Origin of the sequence: Clostridium akagii DSM 12554 (assembly GCF_000686725.1) — a bacterium.
In the GTDB taxonomy this organism is placed as follows: Bacteria; Bacillota; Clostridia; order Clostridiales; family Clostridiaceae; genus Clostridium_I; species Clostridium_I akagii.
On the sequence record NZ_JMLK01000006.1, the window covers coordinates 354,940 to 381,261 of the forward strand.

The 26,322-nt window shown below is 29.5% G+C and carries 25 protein-coding genes; 18 read left to right on the plus strand and 7 right to left on the minus strand.

Annotation, left to right across the window (positions count from 1 at the left end; translation table 11 throughout):
• Positions 1-7: 7 nt before the first annotated feature.
• The 9 genes from BR66_RS0102120 to BR66_RS0102160 all read left to right on the plus strand — a co-directional run bounded on the left by BR66_RS0102120 (position 8) and on the right by BR66_RS0102160 (position 10,338).
• The gene (locus tag BR66_RS0102120; RefSeq protein WP_026881422.1) at positions 8-478 is read left to right on the plus strand and encodes a hypothetical protein; all 471 of its coding nucleotides are present in this window, start codon (positions 8-10) and stop codon (positions 476-478) included.
• 12 nt (positions 479-490) lie between these two features.
• Entirely contained in the window at positions 491-1,426 is a 936-nt protein-coding gene (locus tag BR66_RS0102125) for a phage baseplate protein (RefSeq protein ID WP_026881423.1), read from the plus strand.
• An 11-nt stretch (positions 1,427-1,437) separates the two neighbouring features.
• Positions 1,438-6,246, plus strand: a complete 4,809-nt coding sequence (locus tag BR66_RS0102130; protein ID WP_026881424.1) for a phage tail spike protein — start codon at positions 1,438-1,440, stop codon at positions 6,244-6,246.
• A 51-nt stretch (positions 6,247-6,297) separates the two neighbouring features.
• Positions 6,298-6,573 (plus strand): hypothetical protein, encoded by a 276-nt coding sequence (locus BR66_RS0102135; RefSeq protein WP_026881425.1) that lies wholly within the window; start codon positions 6,298-6,300, stop codon positions 6,571-6,573.
• Between the two features lie 15 nt (positions 6,574-6,588).
• Positions 6,589-6,999, plus strand: coding sequence for a putative ABC transporter permease (locus BR66_RS26755; RefSeq protein ID WP_084156250.1), 411 nt, complete (start codon positions 6,589-6,591; stop codon positions 6,997-6,999).
• 152 nt (positions 7,000-7,151) lie between these two features.
• Positions 7,152-8,180, plus strand: a complete 1,029-nt coding sequence (locus BR66_RS24675) for an Ig-like domain-containing protein (protein ID WP_051624058.1) — start codon at positions 7,152-7,154, stop codon at positions 8,178-8,180.
• A 236-nt stretch (positions 8,181-8,416) separates the two neighbouring features.
• Positions 8,417-8,713 carry a hypothetical protein gene (locus BR66_RS0102150; RefSeq protein WP_026881426.1) on the plus strand — a complete coding sequence of 99 codons (297 nt, stop codon included), beginning with the start codon at positions 8,417-8,419 and terminating at the stop codon, positions 8,711-8,713.
• 4 nt (positions 8,714-8,717) lie between these two features.
• Positions 8,718-9,743 (plus strand): GH25 family lysozyme, encoded by a 1,026-nt coding sequence (locus tag BR66_RS0102155; RefSeq protein ID WP_026881427.1) that lies wholly within the window; start codon positions 8,718-8,720, stop codon positions 9,741-9,743.
• 22 nt (positions 9,744-9,765) lie between these two features.
• On the plus strand, positions 9,766-10,338 hold the full coding sequence (locus BR66_RS0102160; RefSeq protein WP_026881428.1) for a hypothetical protein: 573 nt from the start codon (positions 9,766-9,768) through the stop codon (positions 10,336-10,338).
• A gap of 202 nt (positions 10,339-10,540) precedes the next feature.
• On the opposite strand, the gene BR66_RS0102170 is transcribed toward BR66_RS0102160, so the two are convergent.
• Together BR66_RS0102170 and BR66_RS26760 are read right to left on the minus strand one after the other, a co-directional pair.
• Complete coding sequence (locus tag BR66_RS0102170; protein WP_026881429.1) at positions 10,541-11,005, minus strand: hypothetical protein; 465 nt, start codon at positions 11,003-11,005, stop codon at positions 10,541-10,543.
• Positions 11,006-11,279: 274 nt separating this feature from the next.
• Positions 11,280-11,456: a DUF5808 domain-containing protein gene (locus tag BR66_RS26760; RefSeq protein WP_423219375.1), complete on the minus strand. Its 177-nt coding sequence runs from the start codon at positions 11,454-11,456 to the stop codon at positions 11,280-11,282.
• 736 nt (positions 11,457-12,192) lie between these two features.
• Here BR66_RS26760 and BR66_RS22940 point away from each other — a divergent pair.
• The 5 genes from BR66_RS22940 to BR66_RS25545 all read left to right on the plus strand — a co-directional run bounded on the left by BR66_RS22940 (position 12,193) and on the right by BR66_RS25545 (position 18,784).
• The gene (locus tag BR66_RS22940) at positions 12,193-14,028 is read left to right on the plus strand and encodes an NACHT domain-containing protein (RefSeq protein ID WP_051624059.1); all 1,836 of its coding nucleotides are present in this window, start codon (positions 12,193-12,195) and stop codon (positions 14,026-14,028) included.
• Between the two features lie 1,455 nt (positions 14,029-15,483).
• The gene (locus BR66_RS0102185; protein ID WP_026881430.1) at positions 15,484-16,701 is read left to right on the plus strand and encodes a macrolide family glycosyltransferase; all 1,218 of its coding nucleotides are present in this window, start codon (positions 15,484-15,486) and stop codon (positions 16,699-16,701) included.
• A gap of 618 nt (positions 16,702-17,319) precedes the next feature.
• A complete protein-coding gene (gene spo0A / locus BR66_RS0102190) occupies positions 17,320-18,141 on the plus strand; it encodes a sporulation transcription factor Spo0A (RefSeq protein WP_026881431.1) in 822 nt (273 codons plus the stop codon).
• A 37-nt stretch (positions 18,142-18,178) separates the two neighbouring features.
• A complete protein-coding gene (locus BR66_RS25540) occupies positions 18,179-18,331 on the plus strand; it encodes a hypothetical protein (protein WP_156946214.1) in 153 nt (50 codons plus the stop codon).
• Between the two features lie 279 nt (positions 18,332-18,610).
• Positions 18,611-18,784 (plus strand): hypothetical protein, encoded by a 174-nt coding sequence (locus BR66_RS25545; RefSeq protein WP_156946215.1) that lies wholly within the window; start codon positions 18,611-18,613, stop codon positions 18,782-18,784.
• 2 nt (positions 18,785-18,786) lie between these two features.
• On the opposite strand, the gene BR66_RS25055 is transcribed toward BR66_RS25545, so the two are convergent.
• The 4 genes from BR66_RS25055 to BR66_RS0102220 all read right to left on the minus strand — a co-directional run bounded on the left by BR66_RS25055 (position 18,787) and on the right by BR66_RS0102220 (position 22,185).
• Positions 18,787-18,954 (minus strand): aspartyl-phosphate phosphatase Spo0E family protein, encoded by a 168-nt coding sequence (locus BR66_RS25055; protein WP_084156252.1) that lies wholly within the window; start codon positions 18,952-18,954, stop codon positions 18,787-18,789.
• Positions 18,955-19,497: 543 nt separating this feature from the next.
• Complete coding sequence (locus BR66_RS0102210; protein WP_026881432.1) at positions 19,498-20,541, minus strand: PocR ligand-binding domain-containing protein; 1,044 nt, start codon at positions 20,539-20,541, stop codon at positions 19,498-19,500.
• Between the two features lie 873 nt (positions 20,542-21,414).
• The gene (locus BR66_RS0102215; protein WP_026881433.1) at positions 21,415-21,693 is read right to left on the minus strand and encodes a barstar family protein; all 279 of its coding nucleotides are present in this window, start codon (positions 21,691-21,693) and stop codon (positions 21,415-21,417) included.
• A gap of 30 nt (positions 21,694-21,723) precedes the next feature.
• The gene (locus BR66_RS0102220) at positions 21,724-22,185 is read right to left on the minus strand and encodes a ribonuclease (protein WP_026881434.1); all 462 of its coding nucleotides are present in this window, start codon (positions 22,183-22,185) and stop codon (positions 21,724-21,726) included.
• Between the two features lie 376 nt (positions 22,186-22,561).
• On the opposite strand from BR66_RS0102220, the gene BR66_RS0102225 reads away from it, so the two are divergent.
• From BR66_RS0102225 to BR66_RS25550, 3 genes are all read left to right on the plus strand, one after another.
• A complete protein-coding gene (locus tag BR66_RS0102225) occupies positions 22,562-22,771 on the plus strand; it encodes a hypothetical protein (protein ID WP_026881435.1) in 210 nt (69 codons plus the stop codon).
• Positions 22,772-22,831: 60 nt separating this feature from the next.
• The gene (locus BR66_RS22945; protein WP_035795185.1) at positions 22,832-23,149 is read left to right on the plus strand and encodes a hypothetical protein; all 318 of its coding nucleotides are present in this window, start codon (positions 22,832-22,834) and stop codon (positions 23,147-23,149) included.
• A gap of 286 nt (positions 23,150-23,435) precedes the next feature.
• Complete coding sequence (locus BR66_RS25550) at positions 23,436-23,591, plus strand: hypothetical protein (protein WP_156946216.1); 156 nt, start codon at positions 23,436-23,438, stop codon at positions 23,589-23,591.
• Positions 23,592-23,706: 115 nt separating this feature from the next.
• Here the strand turns inward: BR66_RS25550 and BR66_RS0102240 are convergent, their stop codons facing one another.
• Positions 23,707-24,684: a sulfide/dihydroorotate dehydrogenase-like FAD/NAD-binding protein gene (locus BR66_RS0102240; protein WP_026881436.1), complete on the minus strand. Its 978-nt coding sequence runs from the start codon at positions 24,682-24,684 to the stop codon at positions 23,707-23,709.
• Between the two features lie 867 nt (positions 24,685-25,551).
• On the opposite strand from BR66_RS0102240, the gene BR66_RS0102245 reads away from it, so the two are divergent.
• The gene (locus BR66_RS0102245) at positions 25,552-26,295 is read left to right on the plus strand and encodes an NlpC/P60 family protein (protein ID WP_242841090.1); all 744 of its coding nucleotides are present in this window, start codon (positions 25,552-25,554) and stop codon (positions 26,293-26,295) included.
• Positions 26,296-26,322 lie beyond the last annotated feature (27 nt).

Below are 26,322 nucleotides of genomic sequence, written 5' to 3' on the forward strand. Positions count from 1 at the left end.
ATTGAAATTGAATAAAGAAGATGTAATTAAGATATACAAGGCAATAGGTGCTGAAAAAGATAAGGGAAATGTAAAATTTAGATATGTACTATTAAAAAATGAAAATATTATTAAATCTGAGATAGAAGCACTCATAGAGATAGAAAATGGCATAGACAAAATAATAGAACCTTTGAATAAAAAAAGAGGAGAATTGATTAAGGAGATAGGCTCACTAAATGAAGCAACAAACGAATATACTATCAAACCCGAAGAAACAGAAAAAATCAATGAGTTTACTGAGAGATTTAAAGCAATACAAGAAAAATATAAGGATTCAATCGCTGAATATAACAGGAGCTATGCTGAATATAAAGAAATGTTAAAAGAAGATTTAGAGACTCCTTTAAATTTATTCGAAGTTAAAATTGAAAATTGTCCCGAAGATTTACAAACAGAAAGTTTAGAAATATTTATGAAATGTGAAATTATAAAATAGGGAGATGATTAGATGTTTGATGGATTTTATCCTTTGAATTTAGAAGTAAATAAAGCGTTGGCAGATCTTCCAGATGTTAAAACCACTGACCACAAAAGTCGTGGACTTGATATAACAAGAACCTTAAATGGAGTTGTACAAAATACAGCTAATCAAGCCATATATCTTAATGCTAAAACACCGAATGGGAGGACAATATTTGAAGTAGCAGACGTAATTGACACTGGGGTTGGGCATTATATGGTAACTTATCCTGACAGTATGGTAAATGTAGCGGGAGCGGTAAGCCTTGAACTTATGATAGTAGACCCAACTGGAACAATATCAACCAATACTGGAACAGTTAATGTAGTTCAAGCAGTAAGTAACTATGAGGATATAATAAGTGATCCAAACTATCCAGCCCTATTAAAAGCACTTAATACTATACAAGCTATGCAGGCATCACTTGTGGACATGCAAACTCAAATCAATAATGCAGAGCACTACGAAACAGGAGATATAGTTGCTTCACCAGTAGCAAAAAATATAGCTCACTGGCTACCTTTAGATGGTAGGTCAACGAGTGGATATAGTGGATTAGCTTCAATTTATGGGGCTAACTTACCAAATGTGGATGGTAAAACACTCGTACAAATAGATGCTACACAAACTGAATTTAATGCCATAAGTAAAACTGGCGGAGAGAAGACACATACTCTATCCATAGCGGAAAGTGCTGCACATATACATGGATTAGATATGTATAAATGTAGCGAAGAAAATGCAGGGCATTATTCTTTATTACCACAAGGATATAACGGATACAATGGTTTTGCAGATAGAGTAATGGTTGTTGCATCTAATGGCGCTCGCTCAACCGAGTATATTGAGAGTACAGGCGGAGGTCAAGCACATAATAATTTACAACCATATATTGTTATTGGTAAGTTTTATGTCCATATCTAGGTGGTGATTAAATGATAATACTTTATGACAAAAATAAAACAAGTAATTTTGATAGAAATGATTTGGTACTACAAAATGTTACTAAATGTGAAGTGACATGGGAGAAAAATGGGCAGTTTCAAATTGATTTAATTTATGCAATAACCCCCGGGGATACAATATGGGAAAGTATTGTTAAGGGGGCTATTATTAAATGCCCAGTGGCACATCAACAAGATCAGTTGTTTAGACTTAATACACCAACAAAAAAGATGGATGAGAATAGTCAGTATATGTATATCGAAGTTACTGGATACCATATAACTTACGATTTAAATTATAATTTTTTAGAGGATGTAAAAATAGCAAATATGAGTGGTATAGATGCTGGAAATTATATTCTAGCAAATACACAATATTTACACCCTTTTAGTTGGGTAGGTGATATTGCTAGTGTAAATACGGCTGAATATGTAAGACGAAATGTTGTTGATGCTCTAGTCGGCAGTAACGACCAGGAGTATATTAACTTATGGGGTGGGGAACTTGTAAGAGATAATTTTAATATTGGAATGTATAAGCAAGCTGGACAAAATAATGGTGTAGTAATTAAATACTCAAAAAATCTTACAGGCTTTGAACAGTCGGCAGATGATAGCAATTTAATTACAAGAGCAATGCCCACATTAGGTAGTACAAGCACTACCACAGATTCAACAGATACAAGTACAGATACGGTGTTACCCGAAAAATATGTTGATAGCCCATTGATAAATAACTATGCCAATATCTATGTAAAAGAAGTGCAAGTAACACTTACAGATGCACAAAAATTATTACCTAATGACCAAATTTATCAACTCATGAGGGACTATGTTAATGCTCAGTATGCTAATCATATTGATATTCCCATTTACTCTTATGTAGTAAATTTTATTGAGTTATCTAAAACAGAGGAATATAAAAAATTTGCAATATTGGAAGAAGTTAAACCATATGACTTCATAACTATAAAGGCATTAGATATAGATGTAATAGCTGAATTGGTTGGATATACTTACGATTCATTAGTCAAAAGGTATGAAGAGGTTACCTTGGGTAATGTTCAAAACGATATTATAAGAAGTAATCAAAAATCACTGTTTCAATTATCACAACAGAATCAACAAAGTATTAAAATATTACAAGCACAAATGGGATATGTGCCTAACAGTATGTTATCAATTGCTAATTCTGCCACAAGCGGTGGTAATAATCTTTTTGACCATGCATTGGTATTAAGTAATACCGTACAAGAATGGGTTACTAGTGGGGCTAGTGTGGTGACTGACCCAACTTTACACGATACAGATTCAGTTTGGAAGTTAACACCCAATGGATATGTTAATAAAAATGATGTTATCATCAATCCCAATAACTATATTGGTAAACAAATGGTTTTTAGTTTGCAAGCCAAATATAGTGATATAACACTTACGGACAGCGGAGAGTATGGTGTATTCCAAAGCAATGTTCTATTAGGTGCATTAGATGCAGTCATCAAACGTTGCTTAGTGGGTGTACTTGGAACTACGTGGAATTTTAATAGTGCAGGAACTGGTCTTATATCAGAAATGGTAACAGTAACACCAGGGACTTCTATTACAATTTCTAACCAAAAAAATTATAGCTATATATTACATGGCTATGATAATAACCAAAACTTTGTAGTTGATTTTACAGTAGGAAGTATACCAGCTGGAGTATCTTATATGGTGGCTGAAATATTAGTGTCTTTAAGTCCCCAGAATATTGTGGGATTTAATGTTGCTGAGACTAACCCATACACTTCACCAAATATATGTAGGATATATGCAAATCAAGCAAATAGTGATTGGACAGTCCAAGAACAGGATTTTAACTTAGCAACTGAACATCCCAGTGATATTATACAATCCATAAACTTTAGGTCACTAAATGGTGATTCAAATGCAACTATATATATAGCTGCATTTATGATTAATACTGGAACTGTAAGAAGTGATTTCTCACAAAGCAGTAATGATACAGTTGAAACTTTAGTAGCCCACCAGATTGTGGCTGATTATATTACAGCTAAATCAGCAGATATTGATAATCTTCATGTAACGAATGAGACTGTAGATAACATAAGTATTGGCATTGCAAATGTAATAGATTTAACTACTGGTACATTAAAAGCTGGCTCTGTCACTGCCGATAGTATAAAGGCTGGAACTATTACTGTAGGAAGTGCAATAATTGCAAATGGTGCTATTACAAATGCATTAATTGCCAATGCAGCTGTGCAAACAGAACAAATTGCAGATGGTTCAGTCACAGACTTAAAAGTTGTAGATTTATCTGCCAATAGTATAACAGCTGGAACTTTATCTGTGGATAGACTTGTAATAAGGGGAACTAATAGCAGCATAGTATATGCATTAAACAATATTACAGGAGCTTTACAATCACAGAATGTGGACACTTTGAACGGTGAGACATTAACACCACGAACACTAACAGCAGATAAGCTTGTGGCAGATTCAATAACTGCAAATGAAATAGCAAGTAAGACTATTACAGCCAATGAGATTTTGACTAATACTATAACCGCAAATGAAATAAAGGCAAATACCATAACATCAAATGAAATAAAGGCTAATACAATAACTGTAAATGAACTATCAAATACTGTAGGAAGCAACTTGGATATATCTAGTAATACAAATTTAACTTTAGCAATTAAGAATGTTCAAGTTGGGGGAGTTAACTTTCTTACTAAAAATTCAATGCAAAATATTCAACAGATTGGGGGAAATTCAGTAGCCACCTATAATGGTGGAATTGCAATGGATGGTACACAAACAGCTATTAGCATAGCCAGTGGGACTAACCCACAACGTATGAGGTTTAACTATGTTTTACCATCCATAAATGGAAACTATAATATTTCATTTTGGGCTAAAACTACAGGTTCAGTCAATATTAATGGAGCAGTTGCATTTACTGACCTTAATACTCAGAGTATTGTTATCACACCAAACTGGACTAAAATAAGTGTAGCCATCAATGTAACTAATTTACCCTATAGTACCAACTTTTTTGAAATTACTGTAACTACCCCAAGTGTAACAGCTTTATTTGATAAGATAATGATAGAAAGTGGTAATAAAGCTTCAGATTGGGTTCCAGCAATAGTTGATAGTAATGCTCAAATATTTAATATATCCTTTAATAATTTGGTAAACTGTGCTGTTAATTATAATGTTATGACAAAATTAAATAATACTACTGGCTGGGATGCAGGTGGAGGTTCTCCTGAGACTATATCAAATGGCCTCTATGTAGAGGAAACAGTTACAGCTACAACTGGGATTCATATGACAGGATTAAGCTATACAAATCCAGATGCTAGTTACGAACATATTCAGTATGCATTTTATGTTGCTGGAAATAGTCTTTTACATGTATATGAGAATAATGTAGACAAGGGCGGTATTGGAACTTGGGCTGTTGGTGATGTTCTTAGACTATCAAGGGAAAATGGTAATATACTTTATTATAAAAATGGTGTTTTGTTATATACAAGTACAACCCCCACTACACAATACCCATTATATTTAGACACATCCATCTATGCTTATAATTCGACAATTACTGTGAAGAGTGGTTCAACTCTAAGTGGTGTTACATTTAATAGTAGTATACTATCATCAATCAATTTATCACCTGAAGCTGTAACTATTAATGCCAATAAAATAAACTTAAATGGCTATGCAACATTTAGTAGTCTTAGTACTCCAGGAACTACAACTATAAATGGTTCCAATATAACGACAGGAACAATAAATGCTAATTTAGTAACCGTTACAAACTTAAATGCCAGTAATATTACAACTGGTAATTTAACAGCAGATAGGATTAGTGGGGGCACACTAATACTTGGAGGTGCAACAAATGGAGTTGCAATAGTCAAAAATGCAGGTAATCACGAAGTTGTTAGGCTTGATACTGATGGATTAACAATCACATTACAAAATACATCAACAGGATTATTTGGTAATGCATTTAGAATACAAGCTTATACAGGCACTACTTTACTAAACATAGATGGTGGTGGTCAACTTATATACGCTGGTGTCTTCTCAGTTGGTACTCCTGGAAATGTTCAAGGTGAAACCATTATAAATGATGGGCTAATAACTGTATGCAATTCAGCAGGTACTCCAAAATTAAGTATGCAGAATGTATACCCACAAGTTGTAGGTGATGGAAGTATACTTCAGTTAAGCTTCAGAAACTCAACTGCTGATGGAAATGGGGTTGTCCTAGAAGGTGGTGGATTTAGGTCTGCAGGAAATGCCACTATGAACCTTGGTAATGCTGGTTATAGGTGGGCAACATTATATGCAGCTTCAGGGACTATAAATACTTCAGACAGAAATGAAAAGAATACTATTGAGTCATTGGATAGCTCAAAGGCTACAGAATTTATAATGGCAATTAACCCAGTATCCTATAAACTAAATTGTGGGGAAAGTAATAGAACCCATTATGGTATGATAGCACAAGATGTAGAGGATACCATGGTAGATTTGGGAATGACTTCATTAGACTTTGCTGGATTTATTAAATCTCCAAAGACTAAACCTGTTTTGGGAATTAATGAAGCTGGTCATGAACAGTATATAGATGTTGTTATTCCCAATGAATATACTTATGGCTTAAGATATGAGGAATTTATTTCACCATTGATTAAATGTGTTCAACAATTAAATGATAAAATAACAAGCTTAGAAAATGAAATGTCAGAATTAAAAAATGGGGCATCTACTGATTAGTGGGTGCCTTTTTTAATATAAAAAAATAATAAAAAAAGAGGATGGTATGAAATGATGATTAATGAATCAACAAACATGAGTGGAAGTATAGTAGTAAAGAGTACTGTAGGAAATGGTGATGTAGACACAATTGTAGCTTATGTAACAGCTTCACTGGATGGCAATGCACAGAGTCTTAATATCAATTTAAATGTTTCCAATAAAGTATTATTAAATTCAACTGGAGCTATGGATATTGCTGGAGAAACTCCTGCAGTACAATATACAGAATTTGAAACAGCAGTAAAAGCAAGAGCAAAAGAATTAGGTTATGTAATATTTGTTTAATAAAACATATATTTTATGAGAGGCTTTATATCCTATTTTATTTTTTGCAGAAAAAAGGTAGTAGATTTGGTCAGCAATTGGATTTACAAGTGTCTATCTTTGCTAATAGCTTTTTTATGTGACAATCCAAGATATTTTAAATTAAAAGCTTATCAAAAAATCTTAATAGGTGGCTTAGTTATAACACTGGGGGAATTAATCTCTGGTGTTATTTTAAATTTATGGTTGCATCTTAATATATGGAGTTATGCAAGTGATAGATTTAACTTCTTAGGGCAAATAGAATTAAAAAACTGTATTCTTTGGACACTTATAATAACGCCACTAATTCTTTGGTTAGATAGCCACTTGACTTATTATTTATATAAAGAGGATAAGCCTATTAGTTTAATTGGATTTTATAAAGATTTATTTACTCTGAAATAACGAATTAAATAATGAATTACAATTAAACATATACCTTATAAAGTAAGATATGACGATATTTAAGGAAATTTGTAGCATGAAAGTTATTGTAATAATATGTAGAATGGTGTTAACTTTTATATATAAGTAAATTAATTATTAGGGGGATTAATATGAGAAAGGTAAAAACTAATTGGAAGAAAATATTTGGAGTAATATGTTGCATATTTTTAATAACAGGAATTTTGGCTAGTACAAGTAGTGCTAAATATGTAAATGCTGCAACAATCGGACAATCATTGCCTACTCCTGAAAGCGGGTGGCAGAGAATTGATGATAGTGACAGTAAAATAAATTATGTTGGAAATTGGAGTAAGGAATCTATATCTGGAAATTATAATTTGACTAGCCATTATTCATATTCATTGTCGGATTCGTATAATTTTAAATTCTATGGTACTAAATTTAGGCTAATTGCTGCCTATAATACGGTTCATTCAAATAATGTAAGAGTAACAGTTGATGGTGTAAACTATAATTATTCTGGATATTACACATCATTAATTAGGGGCGTATTGGTATATCAATTAACAGATCTTTCTTTAGGAGTACATACTGTCACAGTATCAAATCAAGCAAACGGCGCTATAACATGTGATGCTATTGATATAGATGATACAGGATATTTTATAGAACCATCAGCAACACTAGCAACAGGAATATCATTAGATAAAACATCATTAGATATGAAAATAGGAGATACAAGCAATTTAACGGCAACAGTAACACCAGATAATGCAACCAATAAAACTGTAAAATGGACTTCGAGTGATACAAGTATAGCAACAGTAGATGCAAATGGTAAAGTTACAGCAGTAAAACAAGGTTCTGCTACCATTACAGCGACTACGCAAGATGGTAGTAATCAGTCAGCAACTTGTACAATTAATGTGAAAAATCCTGTTGATGGTAATGCATTATTGACGGTAACCATGACAGACGGACAACAAAGAACTTATGATATAACTATGAGTCAAGTTAATGACTTTATAACATGGTATAACAACAGAGCAAATGGACAAGGTAATTTTACTTATTCATTTAATAAAACTCCAAGTTCAGCAGCATACACAAAAAGAACAGAGTATTTAATATATGATAAGATATCAAATTATGATGTTGATGAATATAAGGCAAATTAAATAGCATTAGTACAAAAAATAGAGTCTGAAATACGGCTCTTTTTTTACATTTAAAATAGTTACAATAGAAAATTAATGTAACATAACAAAGGCAGAATAGAGGACTAGGAATAGTCTTTTTATTTTGCCTATTTTTAGTGGAAAAACTTAGGAAGAAAGTGTCTTAATTATATAGTAGAATAATAGTATAAAGAGTATCCAATTGGGTGCTCTTTTTTATTTGGAGGAGGTACGAAATGGATGCAACCATTGTAGGTATTATTTGTGGAATAGGGGGACTTGCTATAGGTTTTTTAGGATTTGTAAGAAATACGAAGCAAGATACAAGACAAGACACTCAAGAACAGGTTAGTAATTCAACTAGAGTGGAAATCAAGCTAGACTATGCTATCACAGGTATCAATGAAATCAAAGCAGATACAAAGGATACTAAAAAAGATGTAATAGCAGTATCAGAAAGGCTATTAAAAGTTGAAGAAAGCGCTAAATCAGCTCACCACCGACTAGATAGAATAGAAGATATAAAGGAGTGAATTAATGAAAACTAAAAACAGAATATTAACCATGTTAGTAGCATTTACATTTGTATTTGCTACTTTTTTATTTCCTTTAAATGTACAAGCAGTAACAACATATAAAGGGGTAGATGTTTACGAATATGACAATATAAGCAACTATCAGCAATTTAAAGACACTGGTACACAAGTGGTCATACAAAAGGCAACAGAAGGTTTATACCACAATGATAGTTTATTATATTACAGATACAATCATCTGTTGCAATATGGCTTTAAAGTGGGATTTTACCACTATGCAGATAACACAAGTAATCCAACAGGAGAAGCACAACATTTTCTAAATGAAATTAGTGTTTTACATTCTGATACTGTTCTATGGCTAGATATCGAAAATGAGGGCGAGTGGAGCAAAGACCAAGCTATAAGCTATACCAATGCTTTCATAAATTATGTACAAGCAAAAGGCTATAAGGTTGGTTTGTATACAGGTCAAAGCTTTTACCACGATTATCTTGAAGGCAATATATCTAGTGTACCTTTATGGCTTGCAAACTATAGTACAGCACCAACACTATTTCCCAATAGCTTATCATGGCAATATAGCGGAACTGGAAGAATTGACGGAGTTATTGGAGATATAGATTTGGATTATTTCAATTCTAGTATTTTCACTGGAAAAGCACCATCTCAAGCACAGGCAACTAAAATCAAAGATACTACTAGTACACAATTTTGGGGTGGCTATGACATAGATAAAGTAAGAAGTTTACAAAAATTATTGAATGGATTAGGAATAGCTAAATTGAACGAAGATGGAAAACTAGGTACTCAAACATTAAGAGCTATGGCAAGGTTACCTGTTGCAAAATATTCAAATTATCATAATTCAGCTTACACTAATTGGCTTGAAATTCAGTTAGGGAAAACTCCAGATAATATATTTGGTAACGGCATGAGTAATACTGTTAAAACTTTTCAAAGATCAAAAGGAATTTCGGCAGATAGTAAGGTTGGAATTCAAACTTTAAAAGAACTATTAAAATAAAAAAATATTGGAGGAATATAAAATGTCAAATTATAATTTATATGTAGCAGTTATCATAATTGTAGTAGTAATAGGGGGTATGGCTATTGTAGCACCTTATCTAAAAAAGAAAGGTATAAAAGCGGGTACTATACTAGAAAATGTAGAAGCAGATGTAATTAAGGCAGGCACAATAATAAAAGCAGCAGAATCTTTATCACCTAGTCCAGTATTAAACTATTTAGATATCATAGATAGTCTTGCAGAAAAAGCAGTAAAAGCGGCACAACAACTTTATATATCTTCACAATTACCATTAGATCAACGCAAGACTAAAGCTAGAGAAATTATACTTGATGGATTAAAAACTGCTAAAATAGCGGATACAAGTGAATTAGATACATTAATAGATGCTGTTATAGAAAGTACTATTTTGGATACTAAGACACCTGAGGAGCAGAAAACACAAGAACAAAATACGTTAACTCAGCAAAATACAGCGCTACAAGCTACTGTTACTCAATTAAACACAGACAAGGCACAATTAGAACAGCAAATTGTGGACTTAACTGCTAAGATTAATACAGTACAAGCTACAGTAATTACACAAGTATAGTAAAGAGCCTAGCGGGGTTAAAATCTCACTAGGCTCTTTATATCAAGTTATAATATATTCAAATACATATTGGGAGTGATTTTATGGAGTTTTTTATTTATATAGCCCCTTGGGCAACAATGGGTTTTAGCATTATATACTTATCAATAGAAAATGATAAATTAAGAAGTAGAATTGAAATTCTTGAAAAAAGAAAATAACATTATTTTTTAAATTTTGTCCATCCTAAAATAGCAATTATAATCGTAACTACAATTGAGACTATTCCAATGGCTAGATTTTCATGAATTTTGAACCAACTGTCTTTAGCGGACACTTGTGTGGCATTTTCGGTTGTAACAGCAGTTTCTTCAATTGATTTTTCAATTTCTATAACCCCTAGATTATTCAAATATTTTTTATATTTATAAGCTGTATCATCTACCCAAGATTTATTACTGGAGCTAAAACTGATTGTACTATAAGATATAATTGAACTTAATCCAATTGAATATACATCATCAATATCAATGCCACATAATACTATTAACGTTACTGATTCAATTGTATCGTTTGTATGTACTTCATTTTTAAATTCCTCAATATTAGAAAAATTGTAATGTTCGTTACCTGACAAATATATATCAAGAATTAATTGAATATGACCAATATTAACAGCAGATATCATTATAATATTTTAATATTTCATGTTTAAAGAATGTAACTTTATGGATTTTTATATTTTGTGAATAGTTCAACACTATACCTCTTTTCATTTGGATTAGAATAAGTATAAGTTTACAATTATTTCATGATAATTACAAGATTGATACAAAAAGTATTAAATTGACTTTTACATAAAATCACCAAAAAAATCTATCTAAACATTATACTCAAAATCTTTGCGTTCTTTTAATGAAAAAATTTTTAAAATTCTTCACTTATCTGTCCAATTATTTTATTCACTTAAAAAATATACTCCAAACAATAAAAATAATAACCGCCAAAACAAAAAAACACGAAATTGGATTTGCCAAGTTAACTGTCCAGGCAATTCCGTATAGTTTTGGAACAACAAAATTCGAATCCTCCTTGTTATAGTAGTGAAAAGCACCTTTTATTTTTCTATATTCTTTAATTTCTTCTTGCCATACTTAAATCCCCCTTTCGGTAGTTATTTCTAAATTTTTTATAAGGTACTTACGAATAGCCGTTACTTGGATTTTTTTACTATTGTGTCTGCATTTAACTATACAACATAACAATGTAATTATTAAGGACATTGTTATGTTGTTTTACTAATTGTGAGGGGATGAAAAAACAAAATAATCATAAACATGATATTTAAAACCCTAAAATGTATTTTATAACTACTTAGTCTATTAACTGTAGAATTTTAATGCTAAGATATATAATTATACGAGGAGGTGATATTATGGAACTCTTTAAAGAACAATTATTATAATTGTTCTAACTGATATAATCGAATTTTATGTAATAAACAAAAGACATTTAGTAATTACGCCAAGACTTGTCTTTTTAATCATAGTAGTTACAATTGTACCCATAGTGATTAATGTATGGTATAGTTTACACAAAAGTGGTTTGATTTAATAAAATGATTATTAAGAGTCATGTTAGAAAATTTAAAATTGTGATATTATCAACACTATTATTAAACATAGTCTAAAATAAAAAAGGGCTTAGTGAGATTAAATTCTCAATAGGCTTTATTTTTGTTTTTTGTAAATACTTGTCCTTTTTTGAAAAATAGCCTACAATAAATAAAAGAAACTACTTTGACGGAAAATAATCAATGGTCTCTTAAACGCTAATTGTACTATATTTAATAAGTACAATACCAGGGGGATAAATATGTCAGACGAAATGAATGTAAATAAGATAACGGCTGAAGTAGTTACAGCTTTGGCCAAAGATACTGCTAAGTCGGTTTTCAAAAAAGTAAAAAGTTATTTTGCAGATTTGCAAAATAAGGATGAAGTTGATTTTGGAAATGCATTTGAAAATTATTTGAATTGTACTAAACAAATACATTGTAAAATAAAAACATTATTGTACAGACACACACCAAAAGATATTTATTCATTTTATGAATGTGTAGGGCTTAGGTGGGGAAATAAAATAATAGATACCTGTGATGTTAATAATATAGTGAAGATTGGGCATAAAATAATAATAACGGGTACAGGCGGAATTGGTAAAAGCGTTATGATGAAACATTTTTTTTTGAATTGTATTAAAAATATAAACTTAGTGCCTATACTTATTGAGTTAAGAGGCTTAAATGACATCGATGAAAAAAACATTGATTTAGTTGATTATATGTATAAGGTTATGGATACATATAAGTTTAAGTTAGATAAGAAATATTTCGAATATAGCCTGGAGACGGGGCGTTATTTAATCTTGTTGGATGGATTTGACGAAGTAAAAAATAGTTTGTCGATAAAAGTTACAAAAGGAATACTGGCTTTGTGTGATAAATATCCATGTAATTATTATGTTACAACTTCTCGTCCTTTAGAAGAGTTTATAGGATGGAATGATTTTACTGAATTGCAGTCAATGGTTTTAACTAAGGAACAAGCATTATCATTGATTAAAAAATTAGAATATGATGAGAATATTAAAAACAAGTTCTATGAGGATTTAGACGAAAAATTGTATGAAAAATATGATACTTTTGCTTCCAATCCTTTATTACTTACTATTATGTTATTGACTTTTGAAAATAGGATATCAATTCCTGATAAATTAAATGATTTTTATGAACAGGCATTTACTGCATTGTTTCATACTCATGATGCTGCAAAAGGTGGTTATAAGAGGGATATTTCATGTGATTTAGGATATGAAGATTTTAAAAACGTATTTTCTTATGTTTGTTTTAAATCATTCTTTAATAGTGAATATGAATTTTCGGAAAATAAAATCATTTCTTATTTATGCATAGCGAAAGAGAAGAAAATAATTAATAGAGGTTTTGATTCTTTAAACTATTTAAAGGATCTAACAAATTCTGTATGTATGTTGATGCATGAAGGATTGGATTATAGTTTTTCACACAGATCATTTCAAGAATATTTTGCAGCACTATATACTATTCAGTTGGATGATGAACAGCAAAAAAAATTCTTAACAATTTGGTTAAAAGAAGGTAGTCATAGAGTAACAACAAATTATTTAGATATGTTGTATGAATTACAACCAGCCAGATTTATTAAAAATGTGTTATGTCCAGGCTTATTTGAACTTAAAAATTTTTATGAAAAAAGTGGTAATTCTAAAGAAACGATAGTTTCTATGTTATACTCACATCTATCCATTAGAAAAAATACAAACAATAATAAAAAAAGGTGCTTAGTCAGAGTAAAACATGCATATTTTCATGAAATATTTTCAAGAACTTGTATTGTTGGTGAATATGTAAAAACAGAAGATGCCATTAAAATAAAGGAAAAAGAAGAGAAAAACAATAATATGGTTAAGTTGATAACAGAAAAATATGGGGAAAATTATAGTGATATTAGTTTCGAAAAATTAAAAGAAGATGGTTTATTCGGAGAATTAATGAAAAATATGAGTTGGATAACAGAAAGATTTGACTTTACAATGGAGTTTTTATTAAATTATGATTTTTTACCAATAGGACGAAAAAAGAAATTATCATCTATGTTGGAGGAATTATAAACAAAGATTGAGATATTTTAGGCTCTTTTCGCGCTCAAATGGTACTAATATAATAAAGAATATTTATTCACATCTATGTATTTTTTAGTTTGTTGAAATATATGTAATTATATTTTATAAATGAATATAATTACATATATTCATTTATAATTATATAAGCTATTTGAAATACAGAGCCGGGCTTAATATAATATATATTTAAGAAATGCGAAAATTACGTTAATGGGATAATAAAAAACGCACCACTCGGAACTTCATTTTGGATGGGTATTAGAAAATTAGTATATTTAAATTATTGCCGTTGCTTAAGATTTTAAATAATAAAATTTAAAATCTAAAAATAAAGATATGGCAAGAAAAATTTTGCCATACGAACAAGAAAATACTTACTTATATCCATGTATTTATAATTGTATAACTTATTTCAAATTAAAAATTCAGCTTATAGGTCTACTCGTACATTGAAAATACTAAATTAATAACTTAGTGTTTTTATGTCTGTATCAATCTCAAGTGAATCTTTTAGAAACTATTCAGAAGGTTGTTTAACTAGTTTATTTAATTTAACTTTTTTAGTACCAAATGTAATATCTCCTTGTACAGTTGCATACTCTCCATTGACTGATTTAACTGATACGTCATAACTCATCCCATATTTACCTTTAAGGTATACTCTATCACCATTTCAATCCCTCCTTGAATATTAAAATTTTCTATAATATATTTATATAAGGTCTCTACGAGGGTATATAAATTAATAATATGTTCTCATTATCTATATATTCTATATATTGGATAGTTTTTATACATATTTAAATTTTAAATGTTTTTCTACAATAAAAAGAGCGTACATTTAGGTACGCATCTTAATGAAATTGAGTAGAAACAATAATGAATGAGAAAATATAAATACATCTATCATACATTTATATCATCTCTTTTATTATATGGAATATATGATAAAATGTTGCAATAAAACAAGTGAAACCATAGAAAATTAATTCTGTGGTTTCATCCATATAAGTAGGGTTTTATGATTGTATACATAGGATACATAAATTAGTATGCTGTATATTATTATTTTTATAATTATTTTTATACATAAAAAAAGCGTACTATTCAGCACGCTTTTAGTGGATGATGAAAAATTGTTTACATTGTAATTGTTGCCACAATTCAAAAATCTAAACTATAAACTTAAATCTTGGACATAATATCTTGGATTTTATTTTTACAAAATGATATTATTACTGAAAGTCCAATATGATTAATATTTAGCTAGATTTTTTTATTTTAATCTATTAAAAAAGGTCAACATATAATTTATTGACCTTTAGAATTCCGAGTTGAAATGATTGATGTAACAATATATTAATCAAACTGTTTATTTATATATTGACATCATTAATCATTGTAGTAAAATATTAGTATAAAATAATGTTAGGATGTGAAGATATGTCGAATGTACTTTTTTTAAATGTTCCTGGTTATGGTCATGTTAATCCCACACTAGGCCTTGTAGATGCATTAGTGAAACAAGGAGAGAGTGTAACATATTTCTGTACTGATGAATTCAAGGAGAAAATTGAAAAAGTTGGTGCTCATTTTATAAGCTACAGTAAAGAGACAAATCCATTGACAAAAAGACGAAAGATTACATCTGAAATAAATATTGGTGAGTTTTTAGATCGCATAGGTGAGATGCTTAATTCAAGTGATGCTATTATAAAAGATATTTTGGATAAGATTAAAGATTTAGAATTTGATTATATTATTTATGGAGCAATGTTCCCATATGGAAATATAATTGCTCAAATATTAGAAATACCTTCTATTTCATCATTCGCAGTATTTGCTACTCAAAAGGAACTAATGGCTCAAAAAAAAGAATTTATGGATATGAGCTTATTAAAAAATCATCCAATTAATGATATTTACAAAAAAGTTTCAAAGCAATTAAAACAAGACTATAATGTGGAATTACCTAGTAATATGCTTGAATTGTTTTTTAATAAAGGTGATATTAATATTGCTTATACTTCTAAATATTTCGTTTCACATATTGATTATTATGATGATAGTTTTAAGTTTATAGGTCCGCCAATATATGATAGAAAAGAAAATTTAGATTTCCCATTTGAAAAATTAGAAGGTAAGAAAGTAATTTATATATCATTAGGTACTGTTTTTAACAATACTAGTAGTAGGCTTTATGATATATTCTTTAAAAGCTTTGCTAATACTGAGGCAATTGTAGTTATGGCTGCGTACAATGTAGATTTGTCTGCATTTGATATACCAAAGAATTTCATTGTTAGGAATTATGTTCCTCAATCAGAAATTCTAAAGTATACTGATGTAGCCATAACTCATGCAGGAATGAACAGTACAAGTGATTTATTATATAATAATATACCTTTTGTAGCAATACCTATAAGTGCAGATCAACCATATATGGCAAGCAGGGCTTCGGAGCTAGGAGCTGCTATTTCCCTCGATAAAGACAAGCTTACTCCAGAAATGCTAAAAAGTTCTGTTAAAGAGGTTTTAACTAATCCAAGTTATCTTGAAAATATTAAAAAAATAAGTAACTCTTTTAAACAAACAGGGGGGTATCAAAAAGCAGTTGAAGAGATTTTTAATTTAAAAAAAGAAAAGCATATTCTTGCTTAATAACATAAATCATAGATATAAATTGAATATGGTGTACGTAATAATAAATAAATAAATAAGGAAGGCATAGGAAGATTAGTCTTATGCTTTCTTTAATTTATAGTGAATGCATATAAATATTTATATTATTAGTTTTATGCAATAAAAAAAGAACGCACCATTCGGCACGTCTTTTGTTGATAAATTGTAAGGGTAATATAATTATCGATACTATCCAATTATTCTAAACAAATAAATTAAAAATAATCTTATAATAAATGAAAACCTAAGGAGGATCAATCGGTAGGTTTTCTTCTATTTTAAGATTAAAAGGGAGAAACAACTAATTATACCATATATTCATTATATTCCATATAGCTAATTTATAAAAAAACTTTGTGAATATAGAAAATAGTCCTCTTATACCCATGATATTAATGAGTATATTTTAAAATAATAACTTTATGGTATTGGAAGTCCCATTAGATTGAAACATCTTTATGTTTTACTGTTTATGACTTAGAATGATGTTTATAATTTAATTAATAATGCTAAATTATTTTCATTATTAGAAGGAATTATGACTCTTTTGTCGAAATTGTTTATTACCATAATATAGTAATAAAGGAGAATAAAAGTATGAACAGTAGTAAAATTAGTATAATTATAGTAGATGATAACAGAGAATTTTGTAGTATTCTTAACGATTATTTGTCAAATCAGGGAGATATAATTGTGACTGGAATAGCAAATGATGGAGTAGAAGGTTTAAAATTAATAGAGGAGAAAAAACCTAATTTAGTAATATTAGATATTATAATGCCTCATTTAGATGGAATAGGAGTTCTTGAGAAATTAAACAGTATGAAGTTTAAGCCAATGCCAAAAGTTATTGTATTATCAGCAGTAGGACAAGATAAAATTACTCAAAGAACATTAGAATTAGGAGCAGATTATTATATAATTAAGCCTTTCGATTTAGAGGTTTTCATTAAAAGAATTAGGGAAATGGCAAATGATATTTTATTAAGTGATGAAGTTAAGTTTGAAGATTCATTTGTCAAAACAAATAAGCCTAAGACTGTATCAGAATTTAAAGATTCATATTACTTAGAGGTATCCGTAACTGATATTCTCCATGAGATTGGTATTCCTGCACATATTAAGGGATATATATACTTAAGGGAAGCTATAAGTATGGTAGTGAATAATATGGTGCTAATGTCTGTAGTTACAAAAGAACTATATCCTTCTGTAGCTATAAAACACAATACAACAGCAAGTAAGGTAGAAAGAGCAATAAGACACGCAATAGAAGTAGCCCATAGTAGAGGGCAAACGGAAGTCATTAATAATCTATTTGGTTGTATAGTGAAGAACGGGAAAGCAAAGCCCACAAACAGCGAATTTATCGCTACAATTGCAGATAAGATAAGGTCAAGTAGTAAAATAGCAAATTAAGTTATGTAAGATGTACTGAAGATAGGGAGGATACACAATGAAATTAATGTGTAAGTGTGGAAACATAGAAGATTTAAAAATAGATAATGAAATAGTGAATTTTGAAATTAGAAACTGTGAAGATGGTACTATAGCATTAGTATGCAAAAAATGTAGCGAAGTTGTGTTTATAACTTTCAAGAATAAGTAAAACCAACTTTGATGAATATCTATAAATTCACCATTAAGCAAGCTCATTTAAAAGATGGATATCTTAATATATTTCCCTTTTTACCTAAAAAGAACGCACCATTTGGTACGTTCATCTTAGGTGAGACATTTGAATATTAACTATTGTACACACTAATTATCGGTAACATTAAATTATTCTGAACTAGGTTCGATAACGAACATGTAACAAAGTATTTAACAAATTGTTGAAATATGATATTATTGCAATATAAAGATTTTATATTTGGAGATGTTTAGCGTGGAAAATAATAAATATGAGAACGATATAAAAGAACTTTGTGAACATATGATTTATTTATTAGATAAACTTAAGCAAAGAGGTTTAATAGATGACAAAGAATATGAAAGCCTTACGTATCAAAAGAAAAGATTTTTGGATAGTAGATCTAATAAATTAAAAATGAGAAGATAAAATCAATTGGTACTAAAATTAGATTTATCATAATAGGAATAATATCTATTAATAAGCTCGTCCAATTCCGTACTTAATTTAATTACTTTATCGTCGAATATGTCGCAATCAGTTAATAACATATAATCTAGTTGCTCTCTCAGAATTTCTATATTTTCATCTAAATTCATAAGTATCAATCCCTTTTGATTATATTTACATATTTGCTATGTCATATAATTGTAATGTACTATATTGGATAAATCAATACAAATAAATTCCTTAAGATGTTCTAATACTTCTAATTATATAGTTTATCTGTAGACAATTAGAAAAAAAAACTTAACATTCGGCACGGGGTCAAAGATAATATACTAGGGAGAATATAATGAAATCAGTGTAAACGAATAATTTACCACAGCCAATAGACAATTATTTAAAATAAATTAAAATTTTTTATCAATGGTGCGGGAGAAAAAGGGCTTTAAGTGTATATTAGCAATAATAAGGTTAACAGGGAGCTAAGATGAGTTTTCACTGAAAAATGCTTAAGGAAAAGTTATTAGATTAAATAAGAATGCTGATAAGAAGGAAACAATTAATGTTTACAATCTTATCAGGGGAGATGTACTACATATAAAGAATGAATGGAGAGGAAAATAAAGTTAAGAGTTATAAGTGACAAGTTTTAAATTCTTAACTTCTGCTACAATCATCTTTTATTTATTGATGTATTACCTTGAATTTGCTAGTTCATTAAGTGAGTCTGCCAAAACAGAAACTTCTTGAATATTAGAAGTAACTTCTTGTATTGCAGCGGTTTGCTGTTCAGTGGTCTCTAATGTAGAATTGGCAGTTTCTAATGTTTTATCTACAGAGTCCTGTATTTTTTTAGTAAGCTCTGAAATTGTTAGAGCGGTTTCTTTTGAATTTACAGATAATGCTCTTATCTCAGTTGCAACAACCCCAAAACCTTTACCAGCCTCGCCAGCTCGTGCAGCTTCGATAGCAGCATTTAGGCCAAGCATCTTTGTGGAATCAGCTATACTTTTTATGGAATCTAATATTGTATTTATTTCTTTAGATATATCTTTTACTCTGCTTATTTCATCGTTTAGAACATGTTGATTGTTACTTACATTTATAGATGAGGCAGCAAGCTCTTCCATGGTTGCGGAAATTTGACTGAAATTATCAGACAAATCACTTGTAACTGTGCTTACCAGTAATCCTTCATAGCCTATTTTTACTAGTGCGTTTGCAACTATAAATAAAACTTCAGCACCAGCTTGTACATTTTTTTCACCAGTCTCCTTTACATTATTTGCAGCCTTTACATAATCTTCTTCATCTACACCTATTTCTTTCGCAGTTTTTCTAAAGTTAGCTTCAACTGGATCTGAAAAGAGAACTTGACCACCAAGTATTGATCCTATGGATTTTCCATTTAGAAGTATTGGTGCTGCAAAGTCAACTAATCCTGCGTGACAGGTATAGATATAGGGTTTCCCTAGTCTTGTTGCTTCTTCTCCGCCTTTTTTATGGGATTCGGCACATCTGGATTCACCAGTGCTTGTAGATTGTGTAAGATTTGAACAAAAATTTGTGTAGGAGCTTGGTTTTGTAGCAGGTTTACCATCCCTGTTTACCGTAACACTTGCTATATTCATACTGTCTGCAAAATTATCTTGAAATTTCTGAAGCGTGGAAATATCCATAACATCTTCTATTTCCAATAAGTCTATATTGATTTCTCCATTAGCATTTTTTTTAATCATAATATAATTGTCCCCTTGTATATTTTTTTATTTATACTAGAATGATGATGATAGTATATATATATTATCGTTATATTTATAGTTCCATTCACTAACAATTTATGCCATTCCTATTTGTTGGCATTTTAACTAACAAAAGCATATTTTTTAATTTTATAAGATAGTTGTTGGAATGATTATGAGCGACTAATGTCAGTAATCACATATCTTTATATAATTTGAAATTCAGCAACTTTTTTATGCATTAATTATTTTCTAATCAGTAGGTCGAGTGTTCAAATAACCTTGGGTTCACCAATACAAATATAGAAAATCCATATATAAGCTTAAGATTATTAGTTAGTAAAGCATAAAATAAGTACTCACTTATAGTTCAAATAGCAGGACAAAAATTTCTCAGCAGATTAATCATTAACCATGATGAGCATAGTAAAACCAATATTTAAAAGCTTTATTTTTTACATAAAAAGAACGCACCATTGGGCACGATCTTTTTAGACGAGACATGTATATATATTAACTATTGGACATATTAATTATCGGTACTATTGGATTATTTTGAACCAATAAATTAAACTTGGGGAAAGCTAAAGGAGAAAAAGTCCTTTGGCTTTCTTTTTGACAAAAATAACACATAAAAATCTATAATCAACATTGATGCAATTATATTATGCCCAGTAAAATTATAAAGATACCTACCATACATTGATATTACATAAAAAAAGACGTACTGATTGGCACGTCTTAATATGAAAAAATAACCTCTTAAGGAGAGTTGCATTATAATTATATACAAGAGTTTAGAAATATATGCAAAGGGGTATATTAATTGTTAATCCTCTGTAATATAGTAAATCTAAAAATGTTGGGAATTTATTCATTTACTATAAATGTAAATTGTCCCTTATGATATGAAGAAGCGGCTCTAAAGAGTTTTACTGCAGAATATGAATAATCACCTAAGTTTTCTTTACTCTTGTTAAAATCATTCCAAATAATCTTAATCGGTAGTTTAACATCAGTAGTAATGCAATCCCATAGCGCATCTAAATTAGAACCATAATAATCTGGCAGATCCAATCGTTTTTTTAATATTCTATGAAAGTCTGTTTTAGTCTTAAATTCTTCTCCGCTTAATTCAATGATGTTCATTAATAATCACCTTGTTCTTAAATTATTATTTTAATAGTATTGGGTAAATGTATTATAATGGTCCGAAGTTCCATAAATTAATCCATCATTAGAATAAACTAATCTATCTGCACCTCTATGCCCACCATTATAGTTTATGTCACATTCATACCAAATACGTCCTTGGGCTGATGGAAGTATATCTTCTGAATTTGTAAATATATCACCACCTATACTTTTCCCTGGGGCATAATCCCATAGATTATCACCAGGTTGCCAACCCAATTCTTCGGCTTGTTCTTTTGTTATATAGTTGTCTGGTAGTTCGTTATACTCATGAATGTAATCTGCTACCCCTTGGAAATCATTAATAGCAGTAACGGTACTAACAATTTTTTTACTTGAAATGTTAGTCAAAGCATTGGCGTGCACAGGTGAAAAGCTTATGGCAGTAGCTACAAGTAAAAATAAAGCCATTGACAGTAAAAAAAACTTGTTTCTGATTTTTTTCATAACAACATCACCTCTTTCAATATAAGTATATATAATTATGGAAAATATTGTATTAAGTAAATTATAATTTTAGGTTAAATTTAATTTACTTAAATTCCAATATAATGATAAAAATAACTTCTTAAAGAAAGCTAGATTAGTATGTGAAATGATAATGTGGATTACGAAAATTATTAATAAAATAATGAATCATTTGCTAGTTTATTTTTTTATATAAAAAGAACGCACTTTTCAGCACGCTCTCGAAAGTGAGTGATATATACAATAATGCATGATATTTTAAATTATTACCAAATTAAATTGTTTTATTCATTTATTGTAAATTTATAGACATATTGCTACAATAGAGTAAAAAGAAAAGGGGAGGCACAATGACATGGATAAGGATTTTTTGAAAGCTGTACCAGCAATTATAGGAATTATACTAGCTATTATTTGTATTGCCAAGATAGGATTTAACATTTGGGGAGGCGTTTTTGCATTTATAGCATTTTACTTTCCGTGCGGTATAGCAAATGAAATTGACAAAAATAAAGCTGCTTCTTATCTTGCAGAAAAATATGATGAGGAACACAAGAAAAAATAATGGGAGTAGCTTAATCGCTATTCCTTTTTACTTTCAATATAAAAAAGGAGAATGATAATAATGTCTAAGCTATTAACTAAAAAAGATTTAGCTACCAGATGGCAAGTTTCTGAAAAAACTATAGACCAATACAGAAGTAATGGGGTAATAGTGTCTATTAAAGGATTACCATGTATAAGATTTAACTTACAATACATTGAAAAAATTGAAGGACGTATTCCAGAACGTACAACTTTAAGAGAAACAAGACTTGAAAGAGAACTTGAATATTGGAAAACTAGGGCATTAAAAGCTGAACGTACAATTTCAAACGCTAATGTAATTTTTTCAGAAGTTTTATATAATACATCAAAGGAATTTAACAAAGATGAAAAATAAAAGAATAGTAATTAAACTACTCCTTTTCTAAATAAATTTCCTTATTGGAATAAATAACATATTTTACAAGCTATAACTGGTTTTATGAAATAAGTTATCTACAACTTAATATAGCTTAAAAAAATAATAGGTTATGTAAAATAAGTTGTTACTAATGGTAACAAAGGAAATAAATAATCATCAAATATAAACTTATTGACATATTCACGGAAAAGTTTTACAATCATATCATACGAACAGATACGAACATAATGTTAACAAATAAATTCAAAGGAAGGGATTTGGGATGGATGCAGTAGTGAAAAAAGTACATAGTACAGAGCTAGAAGAACTAATTAAAGAATTGTCCAAAATAGGTTTCAATCAACTTTCTAAAGACGATATAAACAAAATTATAGCAAATATCAAAAGCGAAAATAGAAAAAGAAACAAGGCAAGTTGAAACCCCTTGTTTCTTTTATGTTTATTTTGCAGTGTATTATATTGTATAGCACAACCTGCCCAGCCTCCACCAATAACTATAACCTTCATATAAAATCCTCCAAATAAATTATTAATTATAAAAGTCTTCTTCCTTTAAAAATGTACCTAGGATCTATTTGAACTTTACACATTTTTTTTACTATATGTCCTGCATAACGTATGCTGCAAGCACCACAAACACCTTCACCACAACACATTTTTGCATTATTACAACATGCAAAATTAACATTGTCATCTGAAAATTCAAGAATTTTACTTATTAATATGTCTGTAACTGAGCAGTAAATGAGATTTACCTTGTTTTCATACTGTTTTATAATTTCCTTTGCTTCAATAGATAAATCACTATTGGCGAGCAAAGTGCATTCAATTATATCAGCATTACACATTTCTAAATATTTTTTAGTATAAATATTTTTATAATTTGATTTATCAATAACTACAACAATCTTATTACCACTAGAATATAGCTTTCTCATAACAGGAATCATAGGTGCCATGCCAATTCCACCAGCTATTAATAGAGAAATACCATCCTTGCATTTATTTATATTTTTAAGTCCCAGAACACCATTCCAATAGGGACCCTTTATAGCCATATTATCATTTTCTTCTAATAGATTAATGCTCTTTGTTTTTACCCCCTTTAGTTCAATTACTATTTTAACTAAATTTTCCTCGGGCAATGTTTCCATAATTGAAATAGGTGAATCAAAATAGCCGTTACTCTTTGGATTTCTCACAAAAATAAAGCTACCAGGGATAGATAATTCCTGTACTAGCTTATGGGTGCATAATATAGTGAAACAAACAAGATTTTCATCAAGTATTTCCTTATTTATTATTTTTGAAAGCGATACCTTCCTCAAAGTTTTTGCTTTGTTGTTATTCCAATCATATTCTTGAAAAATACAAACTCCTTTCCAATTAGTGCAGTCACAAAAATCTTTACCTTGAAGATGTGAACATAAAATGCAATCACCAGTTTCTGAAAGACTGCATGGGCAATATTCTGTACCAGCATCAATGCAGTCTTTTATTTCATAATTCATAAATAAACCTCCGACAATAGATCTTAAATGCTTACTATTAGCATATTTTTGTGCAGTGAATAATGTTACAAATATATAAATACAGTAAATAGCTTCATGGGTATGTACACTGAAGATATTAAGATATGGAGCGTGAGCTTGTAGATGTTGCATACATAATAAGGTAATAGGTGTGTGCTAAATGTCTGTCATCAAGGGATTGACTTGTTGGGAAACTAAATATCAAAGAACGTAGCATGTCAGTAAATTCATAAATTGGTTAGTTATCAAATCACGACTGAATGGAACGATAAAAAGATGAATACAAGTATAAAATCTAAACAGATTGAAAGATAGTTTAAATGTTCTGTATTAGGATTGTGAGGTAAGATAGGTACAAATCATTATATTGAAAACATTTAAAAAATAAGTAATCATTTTAAATAAACAAGGTGGAATTAAAAAGAGAATGCCTAGAGACGAGATCTTTAGGATTACCCTTAATAAAAACAAGTTGTAAAATTTATAATCAACGTTGATACGATTGTATTATGTTCAATAAAACTTAAAACGTACACTAGAATATTAAGTATGCTATGTATGAAAAATACGAAATGTATTTTTCAGCACATTCTAAAAAAAGAGTATAACCTCCTAAAAAAACATATTATAGTTATTAACAACATATAAAATTACTATACAATACATAAAATTCAGGGGTTTTCAGATGAATTGATTATAATCTCTTAATTATATTAATGTAATTTAAAATAGTATACTCTGCATATATATAATTAGTATATATAAATGTGAGGTGAATTAAAAATTAAAAGTATAATTAAGTTAATTAAAATCATAATAAATATGTTTATAGCTATAGTATTGTTAATGTTTATAGCGATTTTTGTAATATTTAACCCTATAAAGAACACTACAGAGAGTAATCAGAAGATAATTCCTTTTAAGTTAAGTAACAGCAGTATTACTCTTGGCAAGAATAATGGTACTCCAGACTTAAATGTAGCTAAATCATTAAATGCATCAACTGCCAGTAATTCTAATCTTAATTGCCAGGAAATACTTAATAGAGCGAAATCAATGGTTGAAATAAAGTGGTCTCCTAAATATAACATAATAGATAGATATGGTTCCTACGTGTTTATTAAGGGGAGGTCTTATTATGGAATACCATATAGTATGAATTATTATCAGGTATCTTCAGTTAACGATTTTTTATCAAAGATTAATAATAGTAAAAAATTATATGGAAATGATTGCTCAGGTTTTGTTAGTGCAGCATGGGGAATAAGTAGACAAACTACACTGACTTTATTTAATGCGGTTAAGAATGACAGTAAAATTGATGGAAAAACTGTAAGTGAGATTTCATGGAATGATCTAAGAACTGGAGATGCATTGCTCATTGATAATGGAAAAGGGGAAGGACACATTATGTTATATATTAACGCAGATAGCAAAGATGGTGATAAATTAAATGTATATGAACAAGATGTACAAACTATAATTCCTTTTGAGCCACTACCAGTAGCAAGAAAGGATGTTAGAAATAAGGAGACACTAATGAAAGATGGGTATATTCCTATTAGATTATTGATAGCGCCATCTATATAGAAATGATTATAGTAATAACTAAAGCTA

Excerpts from the sequence above, each read along its gene's own strand:
- BR66_RS0102125 (WP_026881423.1), top strand. The coding sequence starts at position 491 with ATGTTTGATGGATTTTATCCTTTGAATTTAGAAGTAAATAAAGCGTTG.
- BR66_RS0102130 (WP_026881424.1), top strand. The coding sequence starts at position 1,438 with ATGATAATACTTTATGACAAAAATAAAACAAGTAATTTTGATAGAAAT.
- BR66_RS0102135 (WP_026881425.1), top strand. The coding sequence starts at position 6,298 with ATGATGATTAATGAATCAACAAACATGAGTGGAAGTATAGTAGTAAAG.
- BR66_RS26755 (WP_084156250.1), top strand. The coding sequence starts at position 6,589 with ATGAGAGGCTTTATATCCTATTTTATTTTTTGCAGAAAAAAGGTAGTA.
- BR66_RS24675 (WP_051624058.1), top strand. The coding sequence starts at position 7,152 with ATGAGAAAGGTAAAAACTAATTGGAAGAAAATATTTGGAGTAATATGT.
- BR66_RS0102150 (WP_026881426.1), top strand. The coding sequence starts at position 8,417 with ATGGATGCAACCATTGTAGGTATTATTTGTGGAATAGGGGGACTTGCT.
- BR66_RS0102155 (WP_026881427.1), top strand. The coding sequence starts at position 8,718 with ATGAAAACTAAAAACAGAATATTAACCATGTTAGTAGCATTTACATTT.
- BR66_RS0102160 (WP_026881428.1), top strand. The coding sequence starts at position 9,766 with ATGTCAAATTATAATTTATATGTAGCAGTTATCATAATTGTAGTAGTA.
- BR66_RS0102170 (WP_026881429.1), bottom strand. The coding sequence starts at position 11,005 with ATGATATCTGCTGTTAATATTGGTCATATTCAATTAATTCTTGATATA.
- BR66_RS22940 (WP_051624059.1), top strand. The coding sequence starts at position 12,193 with ATGTCAGACGAAATGAATGTAAATAAGATAACGGCTGAAGTAGTTACA.
- BR66_RS0102185 (WP_026881430.1), top strand. The coding sequence starts at position 15,484 with ATGTCGAATGTACTTTTTTTAAATGTTCCTGGTTATGGTCATGTTAAT.
- spo0A (WP_026881431.1), top strand. The coding sequence starts at position 17,320 with ATGAACAGTAGTAAAATTAGTATAATTATAGTAGATGATAACAGAGAA.
- BR66_RS25540 (WP_156946214.1), top strand. The coding sequence starts at position 18,179 with ATGAAATTAATGTGTAAGTGTGGAAACATAGAAGATTTAAAAATAGAT.
- BR66_RS25055 (WP_084156252.1), bottom strand. The coding sequence starts at position 18,954 with ATGAATTTAGATGAAAATATAGAAATTCTGAGAGAGCAACTAGATTAT.
- BR66_RS0102210 (WP_026881432.1), bottom strand. The coding sequence starts at position 20,541 with ATGATTAAAAAAAATGCTAATGGAGAAATCAATATAGACTTATTGGAA.
- BR66_RS0102215 (WP_026881433.1), bottom strand. The coding sequence starts at position 21,693 with ATGAACATCATTGAATTAAGCGGAGAAGAATTTAAGACTAAAACAGAC.
- BR66_RS0102220 (WP_026881434.1), bottom strand. The coding sequence starts at position 22,185 with ATGAAAAAAATCAGAAACAAGTTTTTTTTACTGTCAATGGCTTTATTT.
- BR66_RS0102225 (WP_026881435.1), top strand. The coding sequence starts at position 22,562 with ATGGATAAGGATTTTTTGAAAGCTGTACCAGCAATTATAGGAATTATA.
- BR66_RS22945 (WP_035795185.1), top strand. The coding sequence starts at position 22,832 with ATGTCTAAGCTATTAACTAAAAAAGATTTAGCTACCAGATGGCAAGTT.
- BR66_RS25550 (WP_156946216.1), top strand. The coding sequence starts at position 23,436 with ATGGATGCAGTAGTGAAAAAAGTACATAGTACAGAGCTAGAAGAACTA.
- BR66_RS0102240 (WP_026881436.1), bottom strand. The coding sequence starts at position 24,684 with ATGAATTATGAAATAAAAGACTGCATTGATGCTGGTACAGAATATTGC.
- BR66_RS0102245 (WP_242841090.1), top strand. The coding sequence starts at position 25,552 with ATGTTTATAGCGATTTTTGTAATATTTAACCCTATAAAGAACACTACA.